This is a genomic window from Bradyrhizobium sp. URHA0013, from assembly GCF_000518345.1.
Taxonomy (GTDB): Bacteria; Pseudomonadota; Alphaproteobacteria; order Rhizobiales; family Xanthobacteraceae; genus Bradyrhizobium.
The window spans coordinates 413,382-434,910 of record NZ_JADK01000007.1; the positions used below are offsets into that span (position 1 = coordinate 413,382).

Annotated in this window: 15 protein-coding genes and 2 tRNA genes; 8 read left to right on the forward strand and 9 right to left on the reverse strand. The window is 64.7% G+C overall.

Annotated elements, in window-relative coordinates; genetic code table 11:
• Window positions 1–14 precede the first annotated feature (14 nt).
• From ihpA to N551_RS0112170, 4 genes are read left to right on the forward strand one after another with little or no spacing between them, the layout of a single operon-like run.
• Window positions 15–1,289 (forward strand): divalent metal ion exporter subunit IhpA, encoded by a 1,275-nt coding sequence (gene ihpA / locus N551_RS0112155; protein ID WP_027567212.1) that lies wholly within the window; start codon window positions 15–17, stop codon window positions 1,287–1,289.
• On the forward strand, window positions 1,286–2,263 hold the full coding sequence (gene ihpB / locus N551_RS0112160; RefSeq protein WP_027567213.1) for a divalent metal ion exporter adaptor subunit IhpB: 978 nt from the start codon (window positions 1,286–1,288) through the stop codon (window positions 2,261–2,263). The genes ihpA and ihpB overlap by 4 nt, the downstream gene beginning before the upstream one ends.
• Window positions 2,256–5,465: a divalent metal ion exporter subunit IhpC gene (ihpC, locus tag N551_RS0112165; protein WP_027567214.1), complete on the forward strand. Its 3,210-nt coding sequence runs from the start codon at window positions 2,256–2,258 to the stop codon at window positions 5,463–5,465. The genes ihpB and ihpC overlap by 8 nt, the downstream gene beginning before the upstream one ends.
• 2 nt (window positions 5,466–5,467) lie before the next feature.
• The gene (locus tag N551_RS0112170; protein ID WP_027567215.1) at window positions 5,468–6,430 is read left to right on the forward strand and encodes a cation diffusion facilitator family transporter; all 963 of its coding nucleotides are present in this window, start codon (window positions 5,468–5,470) and stop codon (window positions 6,428–6,430) included.
• 78 nt (window positions 6,431–6,508) lie between these two features.
• On the opposite strand, the gene N551_RS0112175 is transcribed toward N551_RS0112170, so the two are convergent.
• Window positions 6,509–7,369 carry a class I SAM-dependent methyltransferase gene (locus N551_RS0112175; RefSeq protein ID WP_027567216.1) on the reverse strand — a complete coding sequence of 287 codons (861 nt, stop codon included), beginning with the start codon at window positions 7,367–7,369 and terminating at the stop codon, window positions 6,509–6,511.
• Between the two features lie 128 nt (window positions 7,370–7,497).
• Here N551_RS0112175 and N551_RS0112180 point away from each other — a divergent pair.
• Window positions 7,498–7,574: transfer RNA gene (locus tag N551_RS0112180), tRNA-Val, on the forward strand.
• Between the two features lie 34 nt (window positions 7,575–7,608).
• Here N551_RS0112180 and N551_RS0112185 read toward each other — a convergent pair.
• The 6 genes from N551_RS0112185 to N551_RS0112210 form a co-directional block, all read right to left on the reverse strand.
• The gene (locus N551_RS0112185; protein WP_027567217.1) at window positions 7,609–8,013 is read right to left on the reverse strand and encodes a GFA family protein; all 405 of its coding nucleotides are present in this window, start codon (window positions 8,011–8,013) and stop codon (window positions 7,609–7,611) included.
• 88 nt (window positions 8,014–8,101) lie between these two features.
• A complete protein-coding gene (gene lon, locus N551_RS0112190) occupies window positions 8,102–10,525 on the reverse strand; it encodes an endopeptidase La (protein ID WP_027567218.1) in 2,424 nt (807 codons plus the stop codon).
• A 323-nt stretch (window positions 10,526–10,848) separates the two neighbouring features.
• The gene (gene clpX / locus N551_RS0112195; protein ID WP_007603503.1) at window positions 10,849–12,120 is read right to left on the reverse strand and encodes an ATP-dependent Clp protease ATP-binding subunit ClpX; all 1,272 of its coding nucleotides are present in this window, start codon (window positions 12,118–12,120) and stop codon (window positions 10,849–10,851) included.
• Between the two features lie 441 nt (window positions 12,121–12,561).
• A complete protein-coding gene (locus N551_RS0112200) occupies window positions 12,562–13,197 on the reverse strand; it encodes an ATP-dependent Clp protease proteolytic subunit (protein ID WP_007603501.1) in 636 nt (211 codons plus the stop codon).
• 318 nt (window positions 13,198–13,515) lie between these two features.
• Window positions 13,516–14,877, reverse strand: coding sequence for a trigger factor (gene tig, locus N551_RS0112205; RefSeq protein WP_027567219.1), 1,362 nt, complete (start codon window positions 14,875–14,877; stop codon window positions 13,516–13,518).
• 173 nt (window positions 14,878–15,050) lie between these two features.
• Window positions 15,051–15,135, reverse strand: a tRNA-Leu gene (locus N551_RS0112210).
• 152 nt (window positions 15,136–15,287) lie between these two features.
• Here N551_RS0112210 and N551_RS0112215 point away from each other — a divergent pair.
• Window positions 15,288–16,604, forward strand: coding sequence for a multicopper oxidase family protein (locus tag N551_RS0112215; protein WP_027567220.1), 1,317 nt, complete (start codon window positions 15,288–15,290; stop codon window positions 16,602–16,604).
• Window positions 16,605–16,608: 4 nt separating this feature from the next.
• Here N551_RS0112215 and N551_RS0112220 read toward each other — a convergent pair whose 3' ends face one another.
• A complete protein-coding gene (locus N551_RS0112220) occupies window positions 16,609–18,108 on the reverse strand; it encodes a bifunctional ADP-dependent NAD(P)H-hydrate dehydratase/NAD(P)H-hydrate epimerase (RefSeq protein ID WP_027567221.1) in 1,500 nt (499 codons plus the stop codon).
• A gap of 381 nt (window positions 18,109–18,489) precedes the next feature.
• Between N551_RS0112220 and N551_RS0112225 the strand changes: the two genes are divergently transcribed.
• Window positions 18,490–18,828 (forward strand): P-II family nitrogen regulator, encoded by a 339-nt coding sequence (locus N551_RS0112225; protein ID WP_007603495.1) that lies wholly within the window; start codon window positions 18,490–18,492, stop codon window positions 18,826–18,828.
• Between the two features lie 149 nt (window positions 18,829–18,977).
• On the forward strand, window positions 18,978–20,387 hold the full coding sequence (gene glnA / locus N551_RS0112230) for a type I glutamate--ammonia ligase (RefSeq protein WP_007603494.1): 1,410 nt from the start codon (window positions 18,978–18,980) through the stop codon (window positions 20,385–20,387).
• A gap of 318 nt (window positions 20,388–20,705) precedes the next feature.
• Here the strand turns inward: glnA and N551_RS0112235 are convergent, their stop codons facing one another.
• Complete coding sequence (locus N551_RS0112235; protein ID WP_027567222.1) at window positions 20,706–21,479, reverse strand: gamma-glutamyl-gamma-aminobutyrate hydrolase family protein; 774 nt, start codon at window positions 21,477–21,479, stop codon at window positions 20,706–20,708.
• Between the last annotated feature and the right edge of the window lie 50 nt (window positions 21,480–21,529).

A 21,529-nucleotide genomic window follows, 5' to 3' on the forward strand; every position in this document is an offset into this window, starting at 1 on the left:
CACAGGTCGGTTTCATGTTTTACAGGGGAATGGCCGCGCGCCTGGCGTGCGCGGCAGCGTGTCTGATTGTCGGATTGGCGCTTGCGCCATCTCACGCCCAGACTCTGACGATGCGGAGCGCGCTCTCGCGCGCGCTGGCCACGAGCCCGCGGCTGACCGCGGCGGAGCGCGATGTCGGCATCGCCACGGGCCAGCGCATCCAGGCAGGTGCGCTTCTCAATCCGGAGCTGACCTACGAACAGGACAATTCGTTCGGGTCCGGCATCTATCGCGGCACGCGATCGGCCGAGACCACGCTGCAGATCAGCCAGGCCTTCGAGCTGTTCGGCAAGCGCGACGCGCGGATCGCCGCGGGTGTCGCCGGCATCGAGGTCGCCGCGATCCAGCGCAAGGCCGTCAGGCTGGAGGTGCTGTCGGAGACCGCGATTGCCTTCCTCAGCGTGCTCGGCGCACAGCGGCGCATCCAGATCCTCGACGAGCAGATCACCGCCATCGATCGGCTGACGCCGCTTTTGCGCCGCCGCGTCGAGGCCGGCGCCTCCTCGCCGGCCGAGACCGGCCGTGCGGAAGTGGCATCCGCCCTGGTGAAGGCCGACCGCGAGCGCTTCAAGGCGACGCTGGCCAGCGCCCGGCGCGAGCTTGCGGTCCTGATGGGCGACGCGGCACCGAAATTCGGCGAGGTCTCCGGACGGCTCGACACCATGGGACGGCCGCCGACATTCCAGTCGGTCGTCGCCGCGATCGATGCCAATCCGCAGCTGGTGCGCTGGACCGCGCTCTATGCCCAGCGCAACGCCGAGCTGTTGCTGGCGCGGCTGCGGCCCTATCCCGACGTGCGGATCGCCGCCGGCTGGCGCCATTTCAACGAGACCAATGACGACGCGGCGCGCCTCACCGTCTCGGTGCCGATCCCCGTGTTCGACCAGAACCAGGGCAATATCCTCTCGGCGCAGGAAAGCCTTGCCAAGACCAAGGCCGAGCGCGAGGCCAACCGCAACACGCTGATTGTGGTCGCGGGCCGCGCCTACGACTCGCTGCAGGGCTCGCTGCGCGAGCTCGCGGTGCTGCGCGAGAGCGCCATTCCCAAGGCTACCGAAGCGTCGGACGCCATCGCGCAAGGCTACGGCCAGGGCCGCTTCAGCCTGCTCGAAGTGCTCGACGCGCAGGCCAGCGTCACCCAGGCGCGGCTGCGCGAGCAGGAGGCGCTGCAGAATTTCCACGCGGGGGTGGCGACCATCGAAGGCCTCGTCGGCAATCCCTTCACGCTGGCGCGGGAGAGCGCACGATGAAGACGTCCTCCACCATCCTCGTCGCATTGTTTGCCGCCGCACTTGGCGCTTACTGCTATTCCCTGCTGGCCCCAACAAGGGTCGAGCATGCCGAACACGCCGCGGACAAGAGGCCGGAGAAGCCGAACGACCATGTCGAACAGGACGAGCACGGCGCCGACCGGATCCGCATCTCCGACGTCAAGCTTGCAGCCGCAGGCGTGACGCTGGCGGAAGCCGCGAGCGTCACGCTGACCGACACGCTCGCCTTCAACGGCATCCTGCGCGCCAACCAGGAAGCCGTGGTGCAGGTGACGCCGCGTTTTCCCGGCGTCGCCAAATCGATCCAGAAGCGCATCGGCGACAAGGTCGGCAAGGACGATCTGCTCGCCGCGATCGAGAGCAACCAGAGCCTCACCGTCTACGAGCTCAAGGCGCCGCTTGCCGGCACGGTCATCGAGCGGCAGATCTCGCTCGGCGAATACGCCTCCGAGCAGAAGCCGGCCTTCGTCGTCGCCGACCTCTCCACCATCTGGGTCGACCTGTCGATCTACCGCCAGGATCTGCGGCGCGTTCGCCTCAACGACGAGGTGCTGATCGATCCCGACGACGGCCGCGGCGAGATCAAGGGCTCCATCTCCTACATGGCCCCGATCGGCTCGAGCGAGACCCAGACCGCGCTGGCGCGCGTGGTGCTGCCAAATCCGGACGGGCGTTTGCGTCCCGGCCTGTTCGTCACGGCACGGCTGATCCTCGCCGCACGCAACGTCGCGGTCGCCGTGCGCCGAAGCGCGATCCAGACCCTGGAGAACCGGACCATCGTGTTCGTCCGCGAGGATGGCGACAAGATCGAGGCGCGTCCGGTGGAGCTAGGCGATTCCGATCCGCGCCATGTCGAGATCAGGGCCGGTCTATCGGCCGGCGAGCATTACGTCGCGGAAAACAGCTTCGTCGTGAAGGCGGAGATGGGCAAGGGCGAGGCCGAACATGATTGAGCGTCTCATCGCGGTCTCGCTGCAGCAGCGCTGGCTGGTCCTGCTGTTCGCGCTCGCGGCCGGCGGCTTCGGCGCCTGGAACTTCACCCGCCTGCCGATCGACGCGGTCCCCGACGTCACCAACGTGCAGGTCCAGATCAACACCCGTGCCCCGGGCCTCTCGCCGCTCGAATCCGAGCAGCGCATCACCTTCCCGATCGAGACCGTGATGGGCGGGCTGCCCAAGCTCGAATACACCCGGTCGATCTCACGCTATGGCCTGAGCCAGGTCACCGTCGTATTCCAGGACGGCACCGACATCTACTTCGCGCGGCAGCTCGTCAACGAGCGTATCCAGCAGGCGAAGGACCAGCTTCCGGCCGGAACCGAGGTCGCGATGGGCCCGATCTCGACCGGCCTTGGCGAGATCTATGTCTACTCCGTCGAAGCCAAGGCCGGCGCGAAGTCACAGACCGGTGCCGAGTTCACGCCGACGGAGCTGCGCACCATCCAGGACTGGATCATCAAGCCGCAACTGCGCACCATTCCCGGCGTGATAGAGGTCAACTCGATCGGCGGTTATGAGCGGCAGTTCCACGTGCTGCCGATCCCCGGCCGGCTGATGGCCTACAAACTCGGCTTTCGCGACATCATGACGGCGCTGGCCGCCAACAACGCCAATGTCGGTGCCGGCTATATCGAGCGCAACGGCGAGCAATATCTCGTCCGCGCCCCGGGCCAGGTCGCCAATATCGCGGAGATCCGCGACATCGTGATCGGTTCGCGCGGCGGCGTCCCGGTGCGTATCCGCGACGTCGCCGACGTCCAGGAGGGCCAGGACCTGCGTTCCGGCGCAGCAACCGCAAACGGCAGCGAAACCGTGCTCGGCACCGCCATGCTGCTGATCGGCGAGAACAGCCGCACGGTGGCCCAGCGCGTGAAGGCCCGGCTCACGGAGATCGCGAAATCGCTCCCTGACGGCGTGATCGCGCGCGCCGTCTATGACCGCACGCATCTGGTGGAAGCCACCATCCAGACCGTCGAGAAGAATCTCGTCGAGGGCGCGGCGCTGGTGATCGCTGTGCTTTTCCTGATCCTCGGCAACATCCGCGCCGCGCTGATCACCGCCTGTGTCATTCCCCTTTCCATGCTGTTCACGATCACAGGCATGGTCGAGAGCAAGGTCAGCGCGAATCTGATGAGCCTCGGCGCGATCGACTTCGGCATCATCGTCGACGGCGCGGTCATCATCGTGGAGAACTGTCTGCGGTTGCTCGCTGCCGAGCAGCACAGGCGCGGCCGGCTGCTGTCGCTCGAGGAGAGGATGGAGACAATCCGCGCCGGCAGCAGCGAGGTCATCAAGCCGAGCCTGTTCGGCACGCTGATCATCGCCGTGGTCTACCTGCCGGTCCTGACCCTGACGGGGACCGAGGGCAAGATGTTCACGCCGATGGCGCTGACCGTGCTGATGGCCCTCGCCGGCGCGGCGCTGTTGTCGATCACCTTCGTCCCGGCCGCGGTTGCGATCTTCGTCACCGGCAAGGTCTCGGAGAAGGAGAACATCTTCATGAGAGCGGCCAAGCGGTTCTATTTGCCGCTGCTCGACCGCGCCATCCGCTACCGCGGCATGGTCGCCTTTGGCGCCATGCTGATCGTTGCCGGCAGCGTCTTCGCCGCGACGCGCATGGGAGGCGAATTCATCCCGAGCCTCGACGAAGGCGACATTACCATCGAAACCATCCGGATTCCCGGCACCAGCCTGACCCAGAGCGTCGGCATGCAGCTGCGGCTGGAAATGGCGATCAAGCAGGTACCGGAGGTCGCGACCATCTTCTCCAAGATTGGTACCGCCGAGATCGCCAACGATCCGATGCCGCCGAATATGACCGACACCTATGTCACGCTCAAGCCACGCGACGAATGGCCCGACCCGGACAAGCCCAAGGACGAGGTGATCGCCGAGCTCGAACGCACCGCCAACACCCTGCCCGGCACGGCCTATGGCATGACCCAGCCGATCCAGATGCGCTTCAACGAGCTCATTGCCGGCATCCGCAGCGACGTCGGCGTGAAGATCTTCGGCGACGATCTCGACGTGCTTGCCGGCATCGCCCAGCAGGTCAACGGCGTCGTCCACGCCATCGAGGGCGCGGCCGACGTCAAGACCGAGCAGATTGCGGGCCTGCCGATCCTCACCGTCAGGCTCGACCGCCAGGCGCTGTCACGCTACGGCCTCAGCCTCAGCGAGGTGCAGAACGTGGTCGAGATCGCGATCGGCGGCAAGCCGGTCGGAAAGCTGTTCGAGGGCGATCGCCGCTTCGACATCGTGGTGCGGCTGCCGGAAAGCCTGCGTGCCGACCCTGACACGATCAAGTCGCTGCCGATCCCGCTGCCGCCGGGCGAGGATGTACCGGCCGTCACCAAGACCGCATGGCCGGGCGGAAACGCGGCGTTGCGCTACGTCCCGCTGTCCTCCGTCGCGGCGATCGAGATCGCACCGGGACCCAACCAGATCAGCCGCGAGAACGGCAAGCGTCGCGTGGTGGTTATGGCCAACGTTCGCGGGCGCGATCTGCGCTCCTTTGTCGCCGAGGCCCAGAACGCCGTCGCGGAGAAGGTCAAGCTGCCACCGGGCTACTGGATCGGCTGGGGCGGACAGTTCGAGCAACTGGTCTCCGCCACCAAGCGGCTGACGCTCGTGGTGCCGGTGGCGCTGCTGCTGGTGTTCCTGCTGCTGTTCATGGGCATGGGATCGGCGGCGGATGCGGCCCTCGTGTTCTCCGGCGTGCCGCTGGCGCTGACCGGCGGCGTCATGGCGCTGCTGCTGCGCGGCATCCCACTGTCCATCAGCGCCGGCGTCGGCTTCATCGCGCTGTCGGGCGTCGCCGTGCTCAACGGGCTCGTCATCATCGCCTTCATCGAGCGGCTGCGCAGCGAGGGCCAGCCCGTTGCCGACGCGGTGCGCGAGGGCGCGCTGACACGCCTGCGTCCGGTGCTGATGACGGCGCTGGTCGCGTCCCTCGGCTTCGTGCCGATGGCCCTTGCTACCGGGGCCGGCGCCGAGGTGCAGCGGCCGCTCGCGACTGTGGTGATCGGCGGTATCATCTCCTCAACCGTGCTGACGCTGCTGGTGCTGCCGGCGCTCTACGTGCTGTTCCGCCGTGACGGGGCTGCCGAAACGCCTACAATGGCGCCTGATTTGGCAGCGTCCAGGGAGCGCTAGAGGTGGGCAGCCACGACCATGACGGCCATCATCACGATGATCATAGCCACGGCCATGATCACGATCATGGTGGCCACGCCCATGCCCATGCGCCCGCCAGCTTCGGCACGGCGTTCGCGATCGGCATCACGCTCAATACCGCGCTGGTCCTGGCCGAGGCCGTCTACGGCTATATCGGCAACTCCACCGCCCTGCTTGCGGACGCCGGCCATAACCTTAGCGACGTGCTCGGCCTGGTCGTGGCCTGGTGCGCGTCGATCGCGGCGCGGCGCGCGCCCAGCGGCCGCTTCACCTATGGCCTGCGCGCCTCCACCATCCTGGCGGCGCTGGCGAACGCGGTGTTCCTGCTGGTCGCGACCGGTGCGATCGGCTGGGAAGCGTTTTTGCGCCTGCGTGAACCGGAGCCCGTCGCCGGCATCACCGTCATGGTGGTCGCCGGCATCGGCATCCTCATCAACGGTTTTACGGCCATGCTGTTCGCGCGCGGGCGCAAGGACGACATCAACATCGAAGGCGCCTATCTGCACATGGCGGCCGACGCCGCGGTCTCGCTCGGCGTCGTGGTCTCGGCGGCGCTGATCATCTGGACCGACTGGCTCTGGCTCGATCCCGTCACCAGCCTCGTCATCTGCGCCACCATTCTCTGGAGCACCACCAGCCTGCTCCGCGGCTCCATCGACATGTCGATGGCGGCCGCGCCCAGGGGCACCGACATTACCGCAATCAAGATCCTACTGCTGGAGCGGCCCGGCGTCACTGCGATCCACGATCTCCACGTCTGGCCGATCTCGACCACCGAGACGGCGCTGACCTGCCATCTCGTCATGCCCACCGGCGCCGGCGATGCATTCCTGATGGAGACGGCGCAGATGCTGAAGCGCTCCCACCGCATCGGCCACACCACCCTTCAGGTCGAGACGCATCCCGACAACGGCTGCGCGCTGGCGCCGGATGATGTGGTGTGAGGTAGTTGCGTGGCTGCGTCCCCATCGTCATTGCGAGCGCAGCGCGCTGCGCTCGCAATGACGGGGACAGAGCGGCGCCTACGCCGCCTTCGCCGTCACGATCCAGATCGCACCCTGGAGCGCCACGCTCGACCCCTTCAGGAACGGGGCGAGCATCTCGCGGATCGAGGCTTTTGCCGCGGCATACGTCTCGGGCGGATGGCCTTGCAGCGCGCGGCTGGCGGGGCCGATCTGGAGCGAGCCCTCGACCGCGGCATCGAGCCCGCCGCCGATCGCGACATCCATCGCGAGATTGTGCGGTTCCATCGCGACGTCGACGAAGCCCGCGCCTTTCAGGATGCGCGTCACGCGCTCTTCGGAGGCAAAGGCGAACGGGCCCGGCTCGTCCGGCCCGACCGGCGGCATCTTGGGCACGTGTTTGTAGACCGCCATCAGCGGCGCCATCATCCAGGGATTTTCCTTCGGCTCGCGCCAGCAGGCAAACGCCAGCCGCCCCGTCGGCTTCAATGCGCGGCGGAGGTTGGTGAAAGACACGATCGGGTCAGCGAAGAACATCACGCCGAACCGCGAGGCCAGCAGGTCAAAACTGGCCGGCTCGAACCGATGCACCGTCGCATCCGCCAGCACGAAATCGAGCGGCAGGCCCTTTGGCGCAAACGCGCGCGCCTGCGACAGCATCGGCTCGGAGACGTCGAGCCCGAGCGCGAAGCCATCAGGCGCGACAACCTTCGCGAACGCGAACGTCGTCGCGCCGGAGCCGCAGCCGACGTCGAGGACGCGCTCCCCCGGCTTCGGCTTGGCGCGGTCGATCAGCACATCGGCAATGGGTCCGAGCAGGCTCTCCTGCGCCGCATGGCGATCGGCCCAGCGCTGCCCGCTGGGACCGTTCCAGTAGGCGATCTGATCGGCGTTCTGCTCGTGTCCGCTCGGTTGTTCCATTGGGGCCTCTGTCGTTTTGCCGGTCGTGATACCACGCCGGAAGGCCATCAAGCGGTTCAAATGAGCATGATTTGCGGTGCGGCCGCCTCTTGCTCCAACACCCGAGGGGGCGCTAAAGAGGCGCCGTGGGGCGGTTAGCTCAGCTGGTTAGAGCATCTCGTTTACACCGAGAGGGTCCGCGGTTCGAATCCGTGACCGCCCACCAGCCTTCGCTCGCTCGCGGCTGGGCAAGCCGAACCTCAATCTCCCAGCCGGCCCGGCAACAGTGGCACCGCGTCGATCCACACCGCCGCCGACTGGCACCAGATCTGCCTGACGGGCCGCAATTTGTCGCGCTGGCGGATGCTGCCCCAGCGGATGCCCCAATCGTCCTCCTGGTCGCCCTCGCCGCTCGTGAACAGCGGGGAACCGCACTCGGCGCAGAAGTGCTGGAAGCGCATCCGACCGTTGTCGCCGCGCTTGCCGTAGATCCTGGGCGTGCCGGCGGTCAGCTTGACGTCGGTCTTGGTGCAGATCGCCGTCACCCGGAACGGCGATCCCGTTAGGGTCTGGCAGTCCCGGCAATGGCAGACCGACACCGTCTCGGGATCGATCTCGGCTTCAAAGGTGATCGCGCCGCAATGGCATTGCCCGTCGATGTGCATTGTCGTCATCCACTGCCCAAAACAAAATGCCCCCACAACAAAAACGGCGCCCGAAGGCGCCGTTTTATCATCTTTTCGAGCTGCGATCTCAGTGAGCGGTCAGGCCGCCGGCGGCTTCGTCGCCGTCCGGCTTGACCGTGACCTTGGTGTCCTCTTCCCAGACGATCGGCACCGGCTTCTTGACCAGCGCCTTGGCGACGACGTCGTCGAGGCGGGAGACCGGGATGATCTCCATGCCGCCCTTGATCGCATCGGAAATCTCCGTGAGATCCTTGGCGTTGTCCTCGGGGATCAGCACCGTCTTGATGCCGCCGCGGGCAGCAGCCAGCAGCTTCTCCTTCAGGCCGCCGATCGGCAGTACGCGGCCGCGCAGCGTGATCTCGCCGGTCATCGCGACATCGTGGCGGACCGGGATGCCGGTCATGACCGAGATGATCGCGGTGGCCATCGCCACGCCCGCCGACGGACCGTCCTTCGGCGTCGCGCCTTCCGGCACGTGCACGTGGATGTCGCGCCGGTCGAACAGCGGCGGCTCAATGCCGTAGACGATCGCGCGCGAGCGGACGTAGGACGCCGCCGCCGAGATCGATTCCTTCATCACGTCGCGCAGATTGCCTGTGACCGTCATCTTGCCCTTGCCGGGCATCATGACGCCTTCGATCGTCAGCAACTCGCCGCCGACATCGGTCCAGGCAAGGCCGGTGACGATGCCGACCTGCGGCTCGCTCTCGATCTCGCCGTAGCGGTACTTCGGCACGCCGAGCAGCTCTTCCAGAGTCTTCTCGGTGACCTTGACCGACTTCTTCTTGGAGATCATCAGCTCCTTCACCGCCTTGCGGGCAAGTGTGGAGAGCTCACGCTCCAAATTGCGCACGCCCGCTTCGCGGGTGTAGCGGCGGATCAGAAGCAGCAGCGCATCGTCGTCGATCGAGAACTCCTTGGAGTCCAGGCCGTGCTTGGACACCGCGGTCGGGATCAAGTGCTTGCGCGCGATCTCGACCTTCTCGTTCTCGGTATAGCCCGCGATCCGGATGATCTCCATGCGGTCCATCAGCGGTCCCGGAATATTGAGCGTATTCGCGGTCGTGATGAACATCACGTTGGACAGATCGTAGTCGACCTCGAGATAGTGGTCGTTGAAGGTCGCGTTCTGCTCGGGGTCGAGGACCTCGAGCAGCGCCGAGGACGGATCGCCGCGGAAATCGGCGCCCATCTTGTCGATCTCGTCCAGCAGGAACAGCGGATTTGACGACTTCGCCTTCCGCATCGACTGGATGATCTTGCCGGGCATCGAACCGATATAGGTACGGCGGTGACCGCGGATCTCGGCCTCGTCACGCACGCCACCGAGCGATACGCGCACGAATTCGCGCCCCGTCGCCTTCGCGATCGACTTGCCGAGCGAGGTCTTGCCGACACCGGGAGGGCCGACGAGACACAGGATCGGGCCGGTCAGCTTGTTGGCGCGCGACTGCACGGCGAGATACTCGACGATGCGGTCCTTGACCTTCTCCAGCCCGTAGTGATCGGCATCCAGAACCGCCTGCGCGGCTACCAGATCCTTCTTCACCTTGGACTTCTTGTTCCACGGGATCGACAGCAGCCAATCCAGATAGTTGCGCACGACGGTCGCTTCCGCGGACATCGGCGACATCTGGCGCAGCTTCTTCAATTCATGCTGCGCCTTCTCGCGCGCTTCCTTGGAGAGCTTGGTCTTGGAGATCTTCTCTTCGAGATCGGCGAGCTCGTCGCGACCGTCGTCGTCGCCGAGCTCCTTCTGGATCGCCTTCATCTGCTCGTTGAGATAGTACTCGCGCTGGGTCTTCTCCATCTGGCGCTTGACGCGCGAGCGGATGCGCTTCTCGACCTGAAGCACCGAGATCTCGCTCTCCATCAGGCCCAGCACCTTCTCCAGGCGCTGCGTGACCGACAGCGTCTCCAGGATGCCCTGGCGATCCGCGATCTTAACGGCGAGATGCGAGGCGACGGTGTCGGCGAGCTTGGCGAAATCGGTGATCGCCTGCACGACGCCGACGACCTCGGCCGAGATCTTCTTGTTGAGCTTCACATAGCTCTCGAAGTCGGACACGACCGAGCGCGCCATGGCCTCGGCCTCGACCGACTTCGCATCGGTGTCGGCGAGCGCAATCGCAGTCGCTTCGTAATAGTCGGCGCGATCGGTGTACTTCTGCACGCGCGCACGCTCGAGCCCTTCGACCAGCACCTTCACGGTGCCGTCGGGAAGCTTCAAGAGCTGGAGCACGCTGGCAAGCGTACCGGTCTCGTAAATGGAATCGGGTGCCGGATCATCGTCGGACGCGTTCTTCTGGGTCGCGAGCATGATCAGCGCGTCGTTCTTCATCACCTCTTCGAGCGCGCGGATCGACTTCTCGCGGCCGACGAAGAGCGGAACGATCATGTGCGGGAAGACGACGATGTCGCGCAGGGGCAGCACGGGGTAGGCGTGCGTTTCGCCATGAACGATGGTTGGCCTGGGTTTTGGATTGGTCATGGCCTTTTTCCTTTTGCTTTGCCCCCTTGCACGCAGCCCGCCATGCTCATGCGCAACCGCCACAAGGTGCCGAGGTGATCGGCAAAACCGGTCGGTCCTTTTGAGATTGGACCGGCTCGCCGGATCGGAACTGAGGCGAATCTTGGAGAGAATTTTTGCTCGCCGCCGACATTAGGTGGCTATCGACCCGGGGGGTGTCAAGTCATTGAAGACGCGCGCCATCAGGCGCTTACGCACGCAAATAAGCGACACAACACCGGCTGCGGAGATACTTTCCGCAGCCCTTGCTTGAGGAGACGATTGGAGCGTCCCAGCGCCGCAAATCAGGCGCTGGCGTTCTCGACGGCGCGATCGGACCGATCGGCGTAAATGTAGAGCGGACGCGCCGTTCCTTCCACGACTTCGCGGGAAATCACGACTTCTTCCACACCTTCGAGGCCCGGCAGGTCGAACATGGTCTCGAGCAGGATCGCCTCGAGGATCGAGCGCAGTCCGCGCGCACCGGTCTTGCGCTCGATCGCCCTGCGGGCAACCGCGCCAAGCGCCTCGTCGGCGAAGGTCAGCTCGATGTTCTCCATCTCGAACAGCCGCTGGTACTGCTTCACCAGCGCGTTCTTCGGCTCGACCAGGATCTTCTTGAGCGAAGCCTCGTCCAGATCTTCCAGCGTCGCCACGACGGGCAGACGGCCGACGAATTCCGGGATCAGGCCATACTTCAGGAGATCCTCCGGCTCGACGTGACGGAAGATTTCGCCGGTGCGGCGGTCTTCCGGCGCGAGCACCTGGGCGGCGAAACCGATCGAGGTCGAACGTCCGCGTGCCGAAATGATCTTCTCAAGGCCCGAGAACGCACCACCGCAGATGAACAGGATGTTGGTGGTGTCCACCTGCAGGAATTCCTGCTGCGGATGCTTGCGGCCGCCCTGCGGCGGGACCGAAGCCACCGTGCCTTCCATGATCTTGAGCAGTGCCTGCTGCACGCCCTCACCCGACACGTCGCGCGTGATCGAAGGATTGTCGGACTTGCGGCTGATCTTGTCGATTTCGTCGATATAGACGATGCCGCGCTGGGCACGCTCGACGTTGTAGTCGGCGGCCTGGAGCAGCTTGAGGATGATGTTCTCGACGTCCTCGCCGACATAGCCGGCTTCCGTCAGCGTCGTCGCATCCGCCATCGTGAACGGCACGTCCAGGATGCGGGCGAGCGTCTGCGCGAGCAGCGTCTTGCCCGAGCCGGTCGGACCGATCAGCAGGATGTTCGACTTCGCAAGCTCGACGTCGTTGTGCTTGGTCTGGTGGTTGAGGCGCTTGTAGTGATTGTGCACCGCGACCGAAAGGACCTTCTTCGCATGGTTCTGGCCGATCACGTAATCGTCCAGCACCTTGCAGATTTCCTTCGGCGTCGGAATCCCGTCGCGCGACTTCACCAGCGAGGATTTGTTCTCCTCGCGAATGATGTCCATGCAGAGCTCAACGCACTCGTCGCAAATGAAGACCGTGGGACCCGCGATCAGTTTGCGCACTTCGTGCTGGCTCTTGCCGCAGAACGAGCAATACAGCGTGTTCTTGGAGTCGCTCGTGCCGACCTTACTCATTCATGTCTCCGTCCGCGGTTCGATCCCGTCCGCTCGATCGCCCTATTCCGGCACGACAGCCGGTACAGTCCTTCAAATAGAGCAAATTCCGTACCAAAAAAGACCCTACGCGTTACATGCCGTGCGAATCACGGTCACTCGATTCCCCGCGATCATAGCCGATCAGTCGTAGCGAACCATGCTGTCACCCGACTATCAAGAATTCGCTAATCGGGGGTCGCCGGCTACCCGTGACAATACCGTGATTTCCGGTGTTGGCACGGGCGAAGTGATCGAAATCACCCCGGCGTTGCTGGATTGCCACGAAAAACAAGCACGAAAGCGGAACTTTCTGCCTGCCGCAGGGCGCAAAACTACGTTTTGCGACGCGCGCACGTGTCCTTAACGTGAACGCTCCCCGATGGCGCCGGCGAGCCCGGAGGGTTCGCCGCCGCAGTAGTGCTACGGGGTCTTCGGCGCCGCGGTTTCCTCGGCGCGCTTGTCGATGACCCTGTCGACCAGGCCGAACTCCTTGGCGTCGCTCGCGGTCAGGAACTTGTCGCGTTCCAGCGCGTCCTCGATCGCCTTGTAGGTCTGACCGGTGTGCTTCACGTAGATCTCGTTCAGCCGCTTCTTCAGGTTCAGGATTTCCTGGGCGTGCAGCATGATGTCGGTGGCCTGGCCCTGGAAGCCGCCGGAGGGCTGATGCACCATGATGCGCGCGTTCGGCAGCGAGAAGCGCATATCCTTTTCGCCGGCACAGAGCAGCAGCGAGCCCATCGAGGCGGCCTGGCCCGTGCACAGCGTCGAGACCGGCGGGCGAATGAACTGCATGGTGTCGTAGATCGCGAGGCCCGACGTCACCACGCCGCCCGGCGAGTTGATGTACATCGAGATTTCCTTCTTCGGATTTTCCGCCTCAAGGAACAACAGCTGCGCGACGATCAGCGTCGACATGCCGTCCTCGACCGGCCCGGTCAGGAAGATGATGCGCTCTTTCAGAAGGCGCGAGAAAATGTCGTAGGCGCGCTCGCCACGGTTGGTCTGCTCGACCACCATGGGCACGAGGTTCATGTAGGTTTCAACCGGATCGCGCATGAGTCACCTAGGGTTTTGAAGAGGCGGACATCGCCAGGCCCGGCTGCCAGTCGGGGCTGGATCTGCCGGAGGGCCGATGGACGTCCCGTGATGCAGGAACTTGATAGACGAACTTGGTAGAAGCGGAAGGCGTAGCGACAGATATAGCCCAATTCGCGCCTGACAAGTGCGGAGCGAATTAAGGCTTAATCCGTGAGGCAGTTGAAGCTGATTCGTACAAAGAGGCCCAGCCGGCCAACTGGCTAGCTCGACCTCTTCGCTGATCATCCTTAATGCAAGCCTATCCTGGAGGCTCTCCTAAAGGCTCTTCTGGAGCCCTCAGGCGGCGGTCTTTTCCGCCTCGTCGTCCTTGTAGAGATCGTCGCGCGAAACCTTCTTTTCGGTCACGTTGGCGAGTTCGAGGATGAAGTCGACGACCTTGTCCTCATAGATCGGTGCACGAAGCTGGGCCAACGCTTGGGCGTTGCTGCGGTAATAGTCCCAGACCTCCTTCTCGCGGCCCGGCATCGAGCGCGCCCGCTCGATCACGGCGCGGCCGACCTCGTCGTCGGTCACGGAGATCTTGTTCTTCTCGCCGATCTCGGAAAGCACGAGGCCGAGCCGCACGCGGCGGTCGGCGATCTTGCGGTACTCTTCCTTGGCGGCCTCTTCAGTGGTGTCCTCGTCGGCGAAGGTCTTGCCGGCGGAGTCCATCTCGGCCTTCACCGAGTTCCACATCAGATTGAACTCCTCGTCGACCAGCGAGGGCGGAGCCTCGAAGCGATGGGCCTCGTCGAGGCGGTCGAGCAGCGCGCGCTTGACGCGCTGGCGCGTCGCGGTCGCGAACTCGGCGACCAGCCGTTCGCGCGCCGCTTCCTTCAGCTTGTCCAGCGATTCGAGGCCGAGCGTCTTGGCGAACTCGTCGTCGATCGCGAGGTCCTGCGGCGCCTCGATCAGCGTCGCGGTGGCCTCGAATTCGGCCGGCTGGCCCGCGAGCTTGTCGTTCATGTAGTTCTTGGGAAACGCCACCTTCAGCGTGCGGGTCTCGTTCGTGGCGATGCCGGTGAGCTGCTCTTCGAAGCCGGGGATGAAGGTGTTGGATCCGATCACGACCTGGATGCCCTCACCGGCGCCGCCCTCGAAGGGTTCGCCGTTGATGGTGCCCTTGAAGGCGACGGTGACGCGATCACCCGACTCGGCCTTGGCGCCCTCGGCCTTCGCGGCATAGCCGCGGTTCGAATCGGCGATGCGCTTGATCGCCTCGTCGACGTCGGCGTCGGTGACTTCGGCGACGGGCTTCTCGACCTCGAAGGTCTTGAAGTCGGCGAGCGCGATCGACGGCACCACCTCGATCGCAACCGTGTAGGTCAGATCGGTTTTGCCGTTGAGCAGCTCCTCGACCTCGGCCTGCTCGGTCGGCATGGTGATCTTCGGTTCGGTCGCCAGGCGGAAGCCGCGCTCGGAGAACAGCTGCGTGTTGGTGTCGCGGATGGTCTGGTCGATGGTCTCGGCCATCACCGAGCGGCCATAGACCTTCTTGAGGTGCGTGACCGGCACCTTGCCGGGACGGAAGCCGTTGATGCGGACCTTGTCCTTGAGATCGACGAGCTTGGCACCGGCCTTGGCGTCGAGATCAGACGCGGGAACGCTGATCTTGAACTCGCGCTTCAAACCTTCCGAGAGGGTTTCTGTGACCTGCATGGTGTCCAATCTTCTTCTCGTTCGGTCCCGGCGCGCATGCGTCGGGACGCTGTCATTAATCGATCCGGCGCGAGGCGAACGCCTCAACGCCGGTGGTTCATCGGACCGGCTTCCGGCGGACAAACATCCGCGCAGGAGCAGATCGCGTAATCCGTGCAAACGCTGAAAGCGCTTGGTGCGGGCGGAGGGACTCGAACCCCCACAACTTTCGTCACTGGAACCTAAATCCAGCGCGTCTACCAGTTCCGCCACGCCCGCGTAAATTTGCATCAAGACCGGCCGCGATGCCGCGGGCGGCGGGCTTATAGCATGTGCCCGCCTGTTCGCAGCAAAAAAATGGCCCGATAGAGGCAGGCTTCAACTAGGCACGACGGCTGGACTTATCCAGCACGCCGTGGTCCGGATCGGCCATGAAAACGCGGATCTTCGACCCGACGAGGCGCGAGGTTTTGGCCGGACTTGGAGCCGGACTTGGCGCCTCTGTGGCCGGGCTGATGGCGGGCGGCGCAGTCCCGGCCGTGACCGCCCAGCTCGCGCTTCAGGCAAGGCCGGCGACGCTGGCCCTGAGGCCGGGGCAGCCGGCCACACCCATCTGGGAGCTGGCCGCCGTCAGCCACCTCGGGGATGTCCGTCTCAAACGTGGCGACCGCTGCGAGGTGGTCTTCCGCAACGACCTGCCTGTGCCGCTTACACCAGTCTGGTACGGCCTTGGCGGCCCGGCCGCGGCCGACCCGCTTCGAGGACGCGCCCCGACGGCCCCGGACGCGACAGAAACATCAATTATTTCAGTCCCAAATGCGGGAATCTTGCTGGCCGACTTTCGCCTGTTCGAGGACGGCCTGAAGCAGCCCGCGCGCCCGCTTCCGATCATCGCCGCCGAGACAAACCCGGTCGCCGCCGATCGCGACGTGGTTCTCTTGATCGAGGAATGGCGGCTACGGCCAGATGGAACCGCACTTCCCCCGGGCCGGGACCCGAAGGACACATCCCCGCTCTATACAATCAACGGAACGACTTCATTCGAACTCTCAGCTGCGGCGAATGAGCGGCTGCGGCTGCGCTTTATCAACGGCTCGCAACGTTCTGTTCTGGCGATCAAATTGGAAAGCCACGAAGTCCAGGTGCTGGCCCTGGACGGACAGCCGGCCGAGCCGTTCCCGGCTCGCAACGGCGCGCTGGTGCTGGCTCCCGGCGCACGCGCCGACGCCTTCGTGGATGCGGGCACATCGGCCCCATTCCTGCTGCATGACGGCAAGGAGGCGCACCAGGTCGGCCGCCTCACTGTCTCCGGCAAGCTTGAGCGGCGCGTGCCGCTGTTGCCGCCGCAGCCGCTCCCTCCAAATGACCTGCCCGACCGCCTCGATCTGAGAGGCGCCCTGCGATTCGATGTCACGCTCGGGGCAGCCGACGTCGGGTGGATACGGCCCGCAAATTTCTCGACGTCCTCTGCCCCAGCCTTTCGCACCAAGGCGGGCCGCACTGTCGTGCTGGCCCTCAAGAACCCCGCACCCGTCGCCACCGTGTTCCATCTCCACGGCCACTCTTTCCGCCTGCTCGACAAGCTCGACGACGGCTGGAAGCCCTATTGGCTCGACACGCTCGCGATCGAACCCGGCCAGACCCAGCGCATCGCATTCGCTGCGGCCTCCCCCGGGCGGTGGCTGATCGAATCCGTCGTAACCGACTGGGCCGCACCGCGGCTGGTGCGCTGGTACGCGGTGGAGTGAGAGCTCAGTATTCCACCCCCAGCGCACCATAGATTCGCCGGTGCACGGCCGGCAGCGTCTCGGTGAGATCCTCCGCGATCAGCCCCGGCCCCGCCTCGCTCGCCGCTTCGCCATGCATCCAGACGGCGATGCTGGCGGCTTCGAATGCCGGCACGCCTTGCGCCAGCAGGCCTGCGATGATGCCGGCGAGCACGTCGCCGGCACCCGCGGTGGCGAGCCAGGGCGGTGCGTTGGCGGCGATGGTGGCGCGGCCGTCGGGCGCGGCGATCGTGGTGTCCGCGCCCTTCAGCAGCACGACCGCGCCGGAGCGCTCGGCGGCGGCGCGCACGCGCTCGATCTTCGAGCGGCCCGGATATTTATTGCTGAGGTCGGAGAACAGCCGTGGGAACTCGCCCTCGTGCGGCGTCAGCACCACCGCCTTGTCCTGCGACGTCTTGATCGATTCGAACAGGCGCTCGGGATTCGCGGCAAAGCTCGTCAGCGCATCCGCGTCGAGCACCAGATGCCGCTGCGCGTTAAGCGCCGTGTGGACGAGATCGCAGGTGCGCTCGCCGACACCCGCGCCGGGGCCGATGATGCAGGTGTTGTAACGCTTGTCGCCGAGCAGCTCGCCGAACTCGATGGCGGTATCGACGGGGCGAACCATGACCGCGGTGAGCGCAGCCGCATTGATCGCGAGCGCATCACGCGGCGTGGCCAGAGTCACCAAGCCCGCACCTGCCCGCAGCGCCCCGCGCGCGGCGAGCCGCGCGGCACCGGTCGCCGCCGCATCGCCCGAGACCGCCAGCACATGGCCGCGCGCGTATTTGTGGCCGTCGATGCGCGGCACCGGAAAGGCCGCGCCCCAGAAGTCCGGATCGTTTTCGAATATTTGCGGCGCGATCTCGTCCAGCACCTGCGCGTCGATACCGATGTCGGCGACACGCACGTGGCCGCAATGCATCCGCCCCGGCAGCAGCAGATGCGCCGGCTTCTTCCGGAAGAAGGTAAGGGTCTCGGTGGCGTTCACCGCCACGCCCAGCACGGCTGCGCTGGTGCCGTTGATGCCGCTCGGCAGGTCGACCGCGAGCACCGGCGCACCGTTGGCGTTGATCGCCTCGATCATCGCACGCGCCTCGCCCTCGGCGGGACGGCTGAGGCCCGCGCCGAACAGCGCATCAATGATCAGCGCCGGTCGCCCGATCGCCTGCGGGTTGAACGGGAGCACCGGGTGCTTCCAGCCCCGCGCGGCCGAGGCCGCATCGCCCTGGAGCTGGTCCCGCTCGCACATCAGGATCACCGAGACCTCGCGGCCTTGCGCGGCGAGCTCGGCGGCTGCGACAAAACCGTCCCCGCCGTTGTTGCCCGGGCCGGCCACGATCAGGATCGGCCCCTCCTCCACCAGCGCGTGGGCGGCCTCGGCGACCGCCTGACCGGCGCTGAGCATCAGCTTGAAGCCGGGGGTGCCTGCCGCAATGCTGAGCTGGTCGGCGCGCTGCATTTCGGCGTTGGTCAGAACTTCCATGCCACTTCCCTGTCCAAAAGCCTTTTCAAGAGGCACGTTCCGTACCAGGCCATCCGACGGAATGCCGATCTGCACAGATATTGAACCGTTTGCCTATTTCGTAGTCTGCGGTATTTTGTGCGGGTCGGCGCCACCTATCAGAGCTGCACGTTAAAAGGCTGATAACGCTCCAATAATCAGGGCATTTGCAACTTGGCATAGACCCTGCTTTCGCGGAAGTCGCTTCGGTTCGTCGTGCTCACTGGCATTTATCAGGGTGTGGCCGGCCGTTGTTGCCGGACTGGTCAGGGATCCCGGCATAGCGAAGACAAGATCGTGCGTTAAGAAAAGCGCATCCTGACGAAGACGTTGCTATTTGTTCGAAAGGCCGGGAGGCGCGCAGTGAAGAAAATCGAAGCCATCATCAAGCCATTCAAGCTCGACGAGGTGAAGGAAGCGCTTCAGGAAGTCGGCCTTCAGGGCATCACCGTCACCGAAGCCAAGGGCTTCGGCCGGCAGAAGGGTCACGCCGAGCTGTACCGCGGCGCAGAATACATCGTCGACTTCCTGCCCAAGGTGAAGATCGAGATCGTGATCGGCGACGATCTGGTCGAGCGCGCCATCGACGCAATCCGCCGCGCCGCGCAAACCGGGCGCATCGGCGACGGCAAGATCTTCGTCTCCAATATCGAAGAGGCGATCCGCATCCGAACCGGCGAATCCGGGCTGGACGCTATCTGAGCCGGGTGCTATCCCGCATTTTGCGACATTCTGACAAGAAATAGGCTGCTTCGGCGGCCTCATTTTGTTTGTGCCTCGCGCGCCTCAAGAAGCGTGAACACGGTCGCTTGAAGCTTGGAAACCGACCCGCAGAGCCATAAGGGGTATGCATGAAGACCGCCAAAGACGTCCTGAAATCGATCAAGGACAACGACGTCAAATACGTCGACCTGCGCTTCACCGATCCGCGCGGCAAGTGGCAGCACGTCACCTTCGACATCAGCATGATCGATGAGGACATTTTCGCCGAAGGGACGATGTTCGACGGCTCCTCGATCGCCGGCTGGAAGGCGATCAACGAGTCCGACATGTGCCTGATGCCCGATCCGGTGACCGCGACGATCGATCCGTTCTTCGCCGAGACCACCATGGTCATCACCTGCGACGTGCTCGAGCCGACCACCGGCGAGCCCTACAACCGCGATCCCCGCGGCATCGCCAAGAAGGCCGAGGCGATGGTCAAGTCGATGGGCGTTGGCGACACCGTGTTCGTCGGCCCCGAAGCCGAGTTCTTCGTGTTCGACGACGTGCGCTTCTCCGCCAACCCCTACAGCACCGGCTTCCGCCTCGACTCTTCCGAGCTGCCGACCAACTCCGACACCGAATATGAAGGCGGCAATCTCGGCCATCGTGTCCGTACCAAGGGCGGCTACTTCCCGGTGCCGCCGCAGGACTCCGTGCAGGACATGCGCTCGGAGATGCTCGGCGCCATGGCCAAGATGGGCGTGAAGGTCGAGAAGCACCATCACGAGGTCGCTTCCGCCCAGCACGAGCTCGGCATGAAGTTCGACACGCTGACCTTGATGGCCGACCACATGCAGATCTACAAATACTGCATCCACCAGGTCGCGCACATCTACGGCAAGACCGCCACCTTCATGCCGAAGCCGGTCTTCGGCGACAACGGCTCGGGCATGCACGTGCACCAGTCGATCTGGAAGGATGGCAAGCCGGTGTTCGCCGGCAACAAATATGCCGACCTGTCGGAGACCTGCCTCCACTACATCGGCGGCATCATCAAGCACGCCAAGGCGATCAACGCCTTCACCAACCCGTCGACCAACTCCTACAAGCGTCTGGTCCCGGGCTATGAGGCTCCCGTGCTGCTCGCCTATTCCGCCCGCAACCGCTCCGCCTCCTGCCGCATCCCCTACACCGCTTCGCCGAAGGCCAAGCGCGTCGAGGTGCGCTTCCCCGATCCGCTCGCCAATCCCTATCTCGGCTTCGCCGCGATGCTGATGGCGGGCCTCGACGGCATCAAGAACAAGATCGATCCCGGTCCGGCGATGGACAAGGACCTCTACGATCTGCCGAAGGAAGAGCTTAAGCAGATCCCGACGGTGTGCGGCAGCTTGCGCGAGGCGCTGGAAAACCTCGACAAGGATCGCGGCTTCCTGAAGAACGGCGGCGTGTTCGACGACGACTTCATCGACGCTTATATCGAGCTGAAGATGACCGAAGTCGCCCGCTTCGAAATGACCCCGCACCCGGTCGAGTTCGAAATGTACTATTCGGGCTAAGCCGCCGGAACGACTACGACGCATGAAAGGCGCCCCTCGGGGCGCCTTTTTTTGTGGTCCTCGAGTTTTGTTCTGCGTCTGACTCCACTTCGTTCTCAAAGAACGAATCGGAATCGAGAAAACTGGCGCGCATCAATTCTTGATATCTGGTTTATTGCGCCCGAGAGATCGCGAGCGCTGTTGGTAATCGCAGGATGCGTTCAGTGCCGCGAAATCCATCCTGGAGACTAGTTCTCGTGCCTGTTTGCGAAAATCGCCAATCCTCTGCCGCCGGTCGCAACGATCGAGAGCCTTATCGGCCTCGGCGCAACCCCGCAGCTACGCCGCCGCGCGCTGCTTCGCCACCATGGCCTGACCGAACGCCTCGAACAGTTTTCGGTTGATCGGATTGTGCTGCGGGTCGTATTCGGCGTGCCATTGCACCCCGAGCGCAAAAGCCCTGGCTTCCGCGATGCGGATTGCCTCGATGGTGCCGTCCTCGGCAATGCCCTCGATCAGCACGCGCTTGCCGGGATCGAGGATGCCCTGGCCGTGCAGCGAATTGACCCTGATCTTGTCACAGCCGAGCAATTCTGCGAACGCGCCGCCCGGCGTCAGATCGACGTCGTGGCGATCGGCGAACACCACTGTCGGATCGGGGTGGATCTCACCGTTCTCGAGCCTCGGCATGCGATGGTTCATGCGGCCCGGGATCTCGCGGATCTCGGGATGCAGCGAGCCGCCGAAGGCGACGTTCATCTCCTGGAGGCCCCGGCAGATGCCGAACAGCGGGATACCGCGGGCAACGCAGGCGACCGAGAGCGCCAGCGCCACCTCGTCGCGGTGGATGTCGTAGGGCTCGTGCGCCTCACACGGATCGACGTTGAAACGGGTCGGGTGGACGTTGGCCCGGGCGCCGGTCAGCACGATGCCGTCGACAGTGTCGAGCAGCGCGCCGATATCGGTGATGTCGGGCGAGCCCGCGAACATCACCGGCAGGCCGCCGGAAACCTCGGCCACGGCGCGCAGATTACGCTCGCCGACCATCTGGACCTGAAATCGATTTTCAACGCGATGGGCGTTCCCGATCACGCCGACGACCGGCTTTCTCATCTCCCGTTCAGACCTCTCGCCGAAGACGATTCTCCAAACATGCCCCTGGG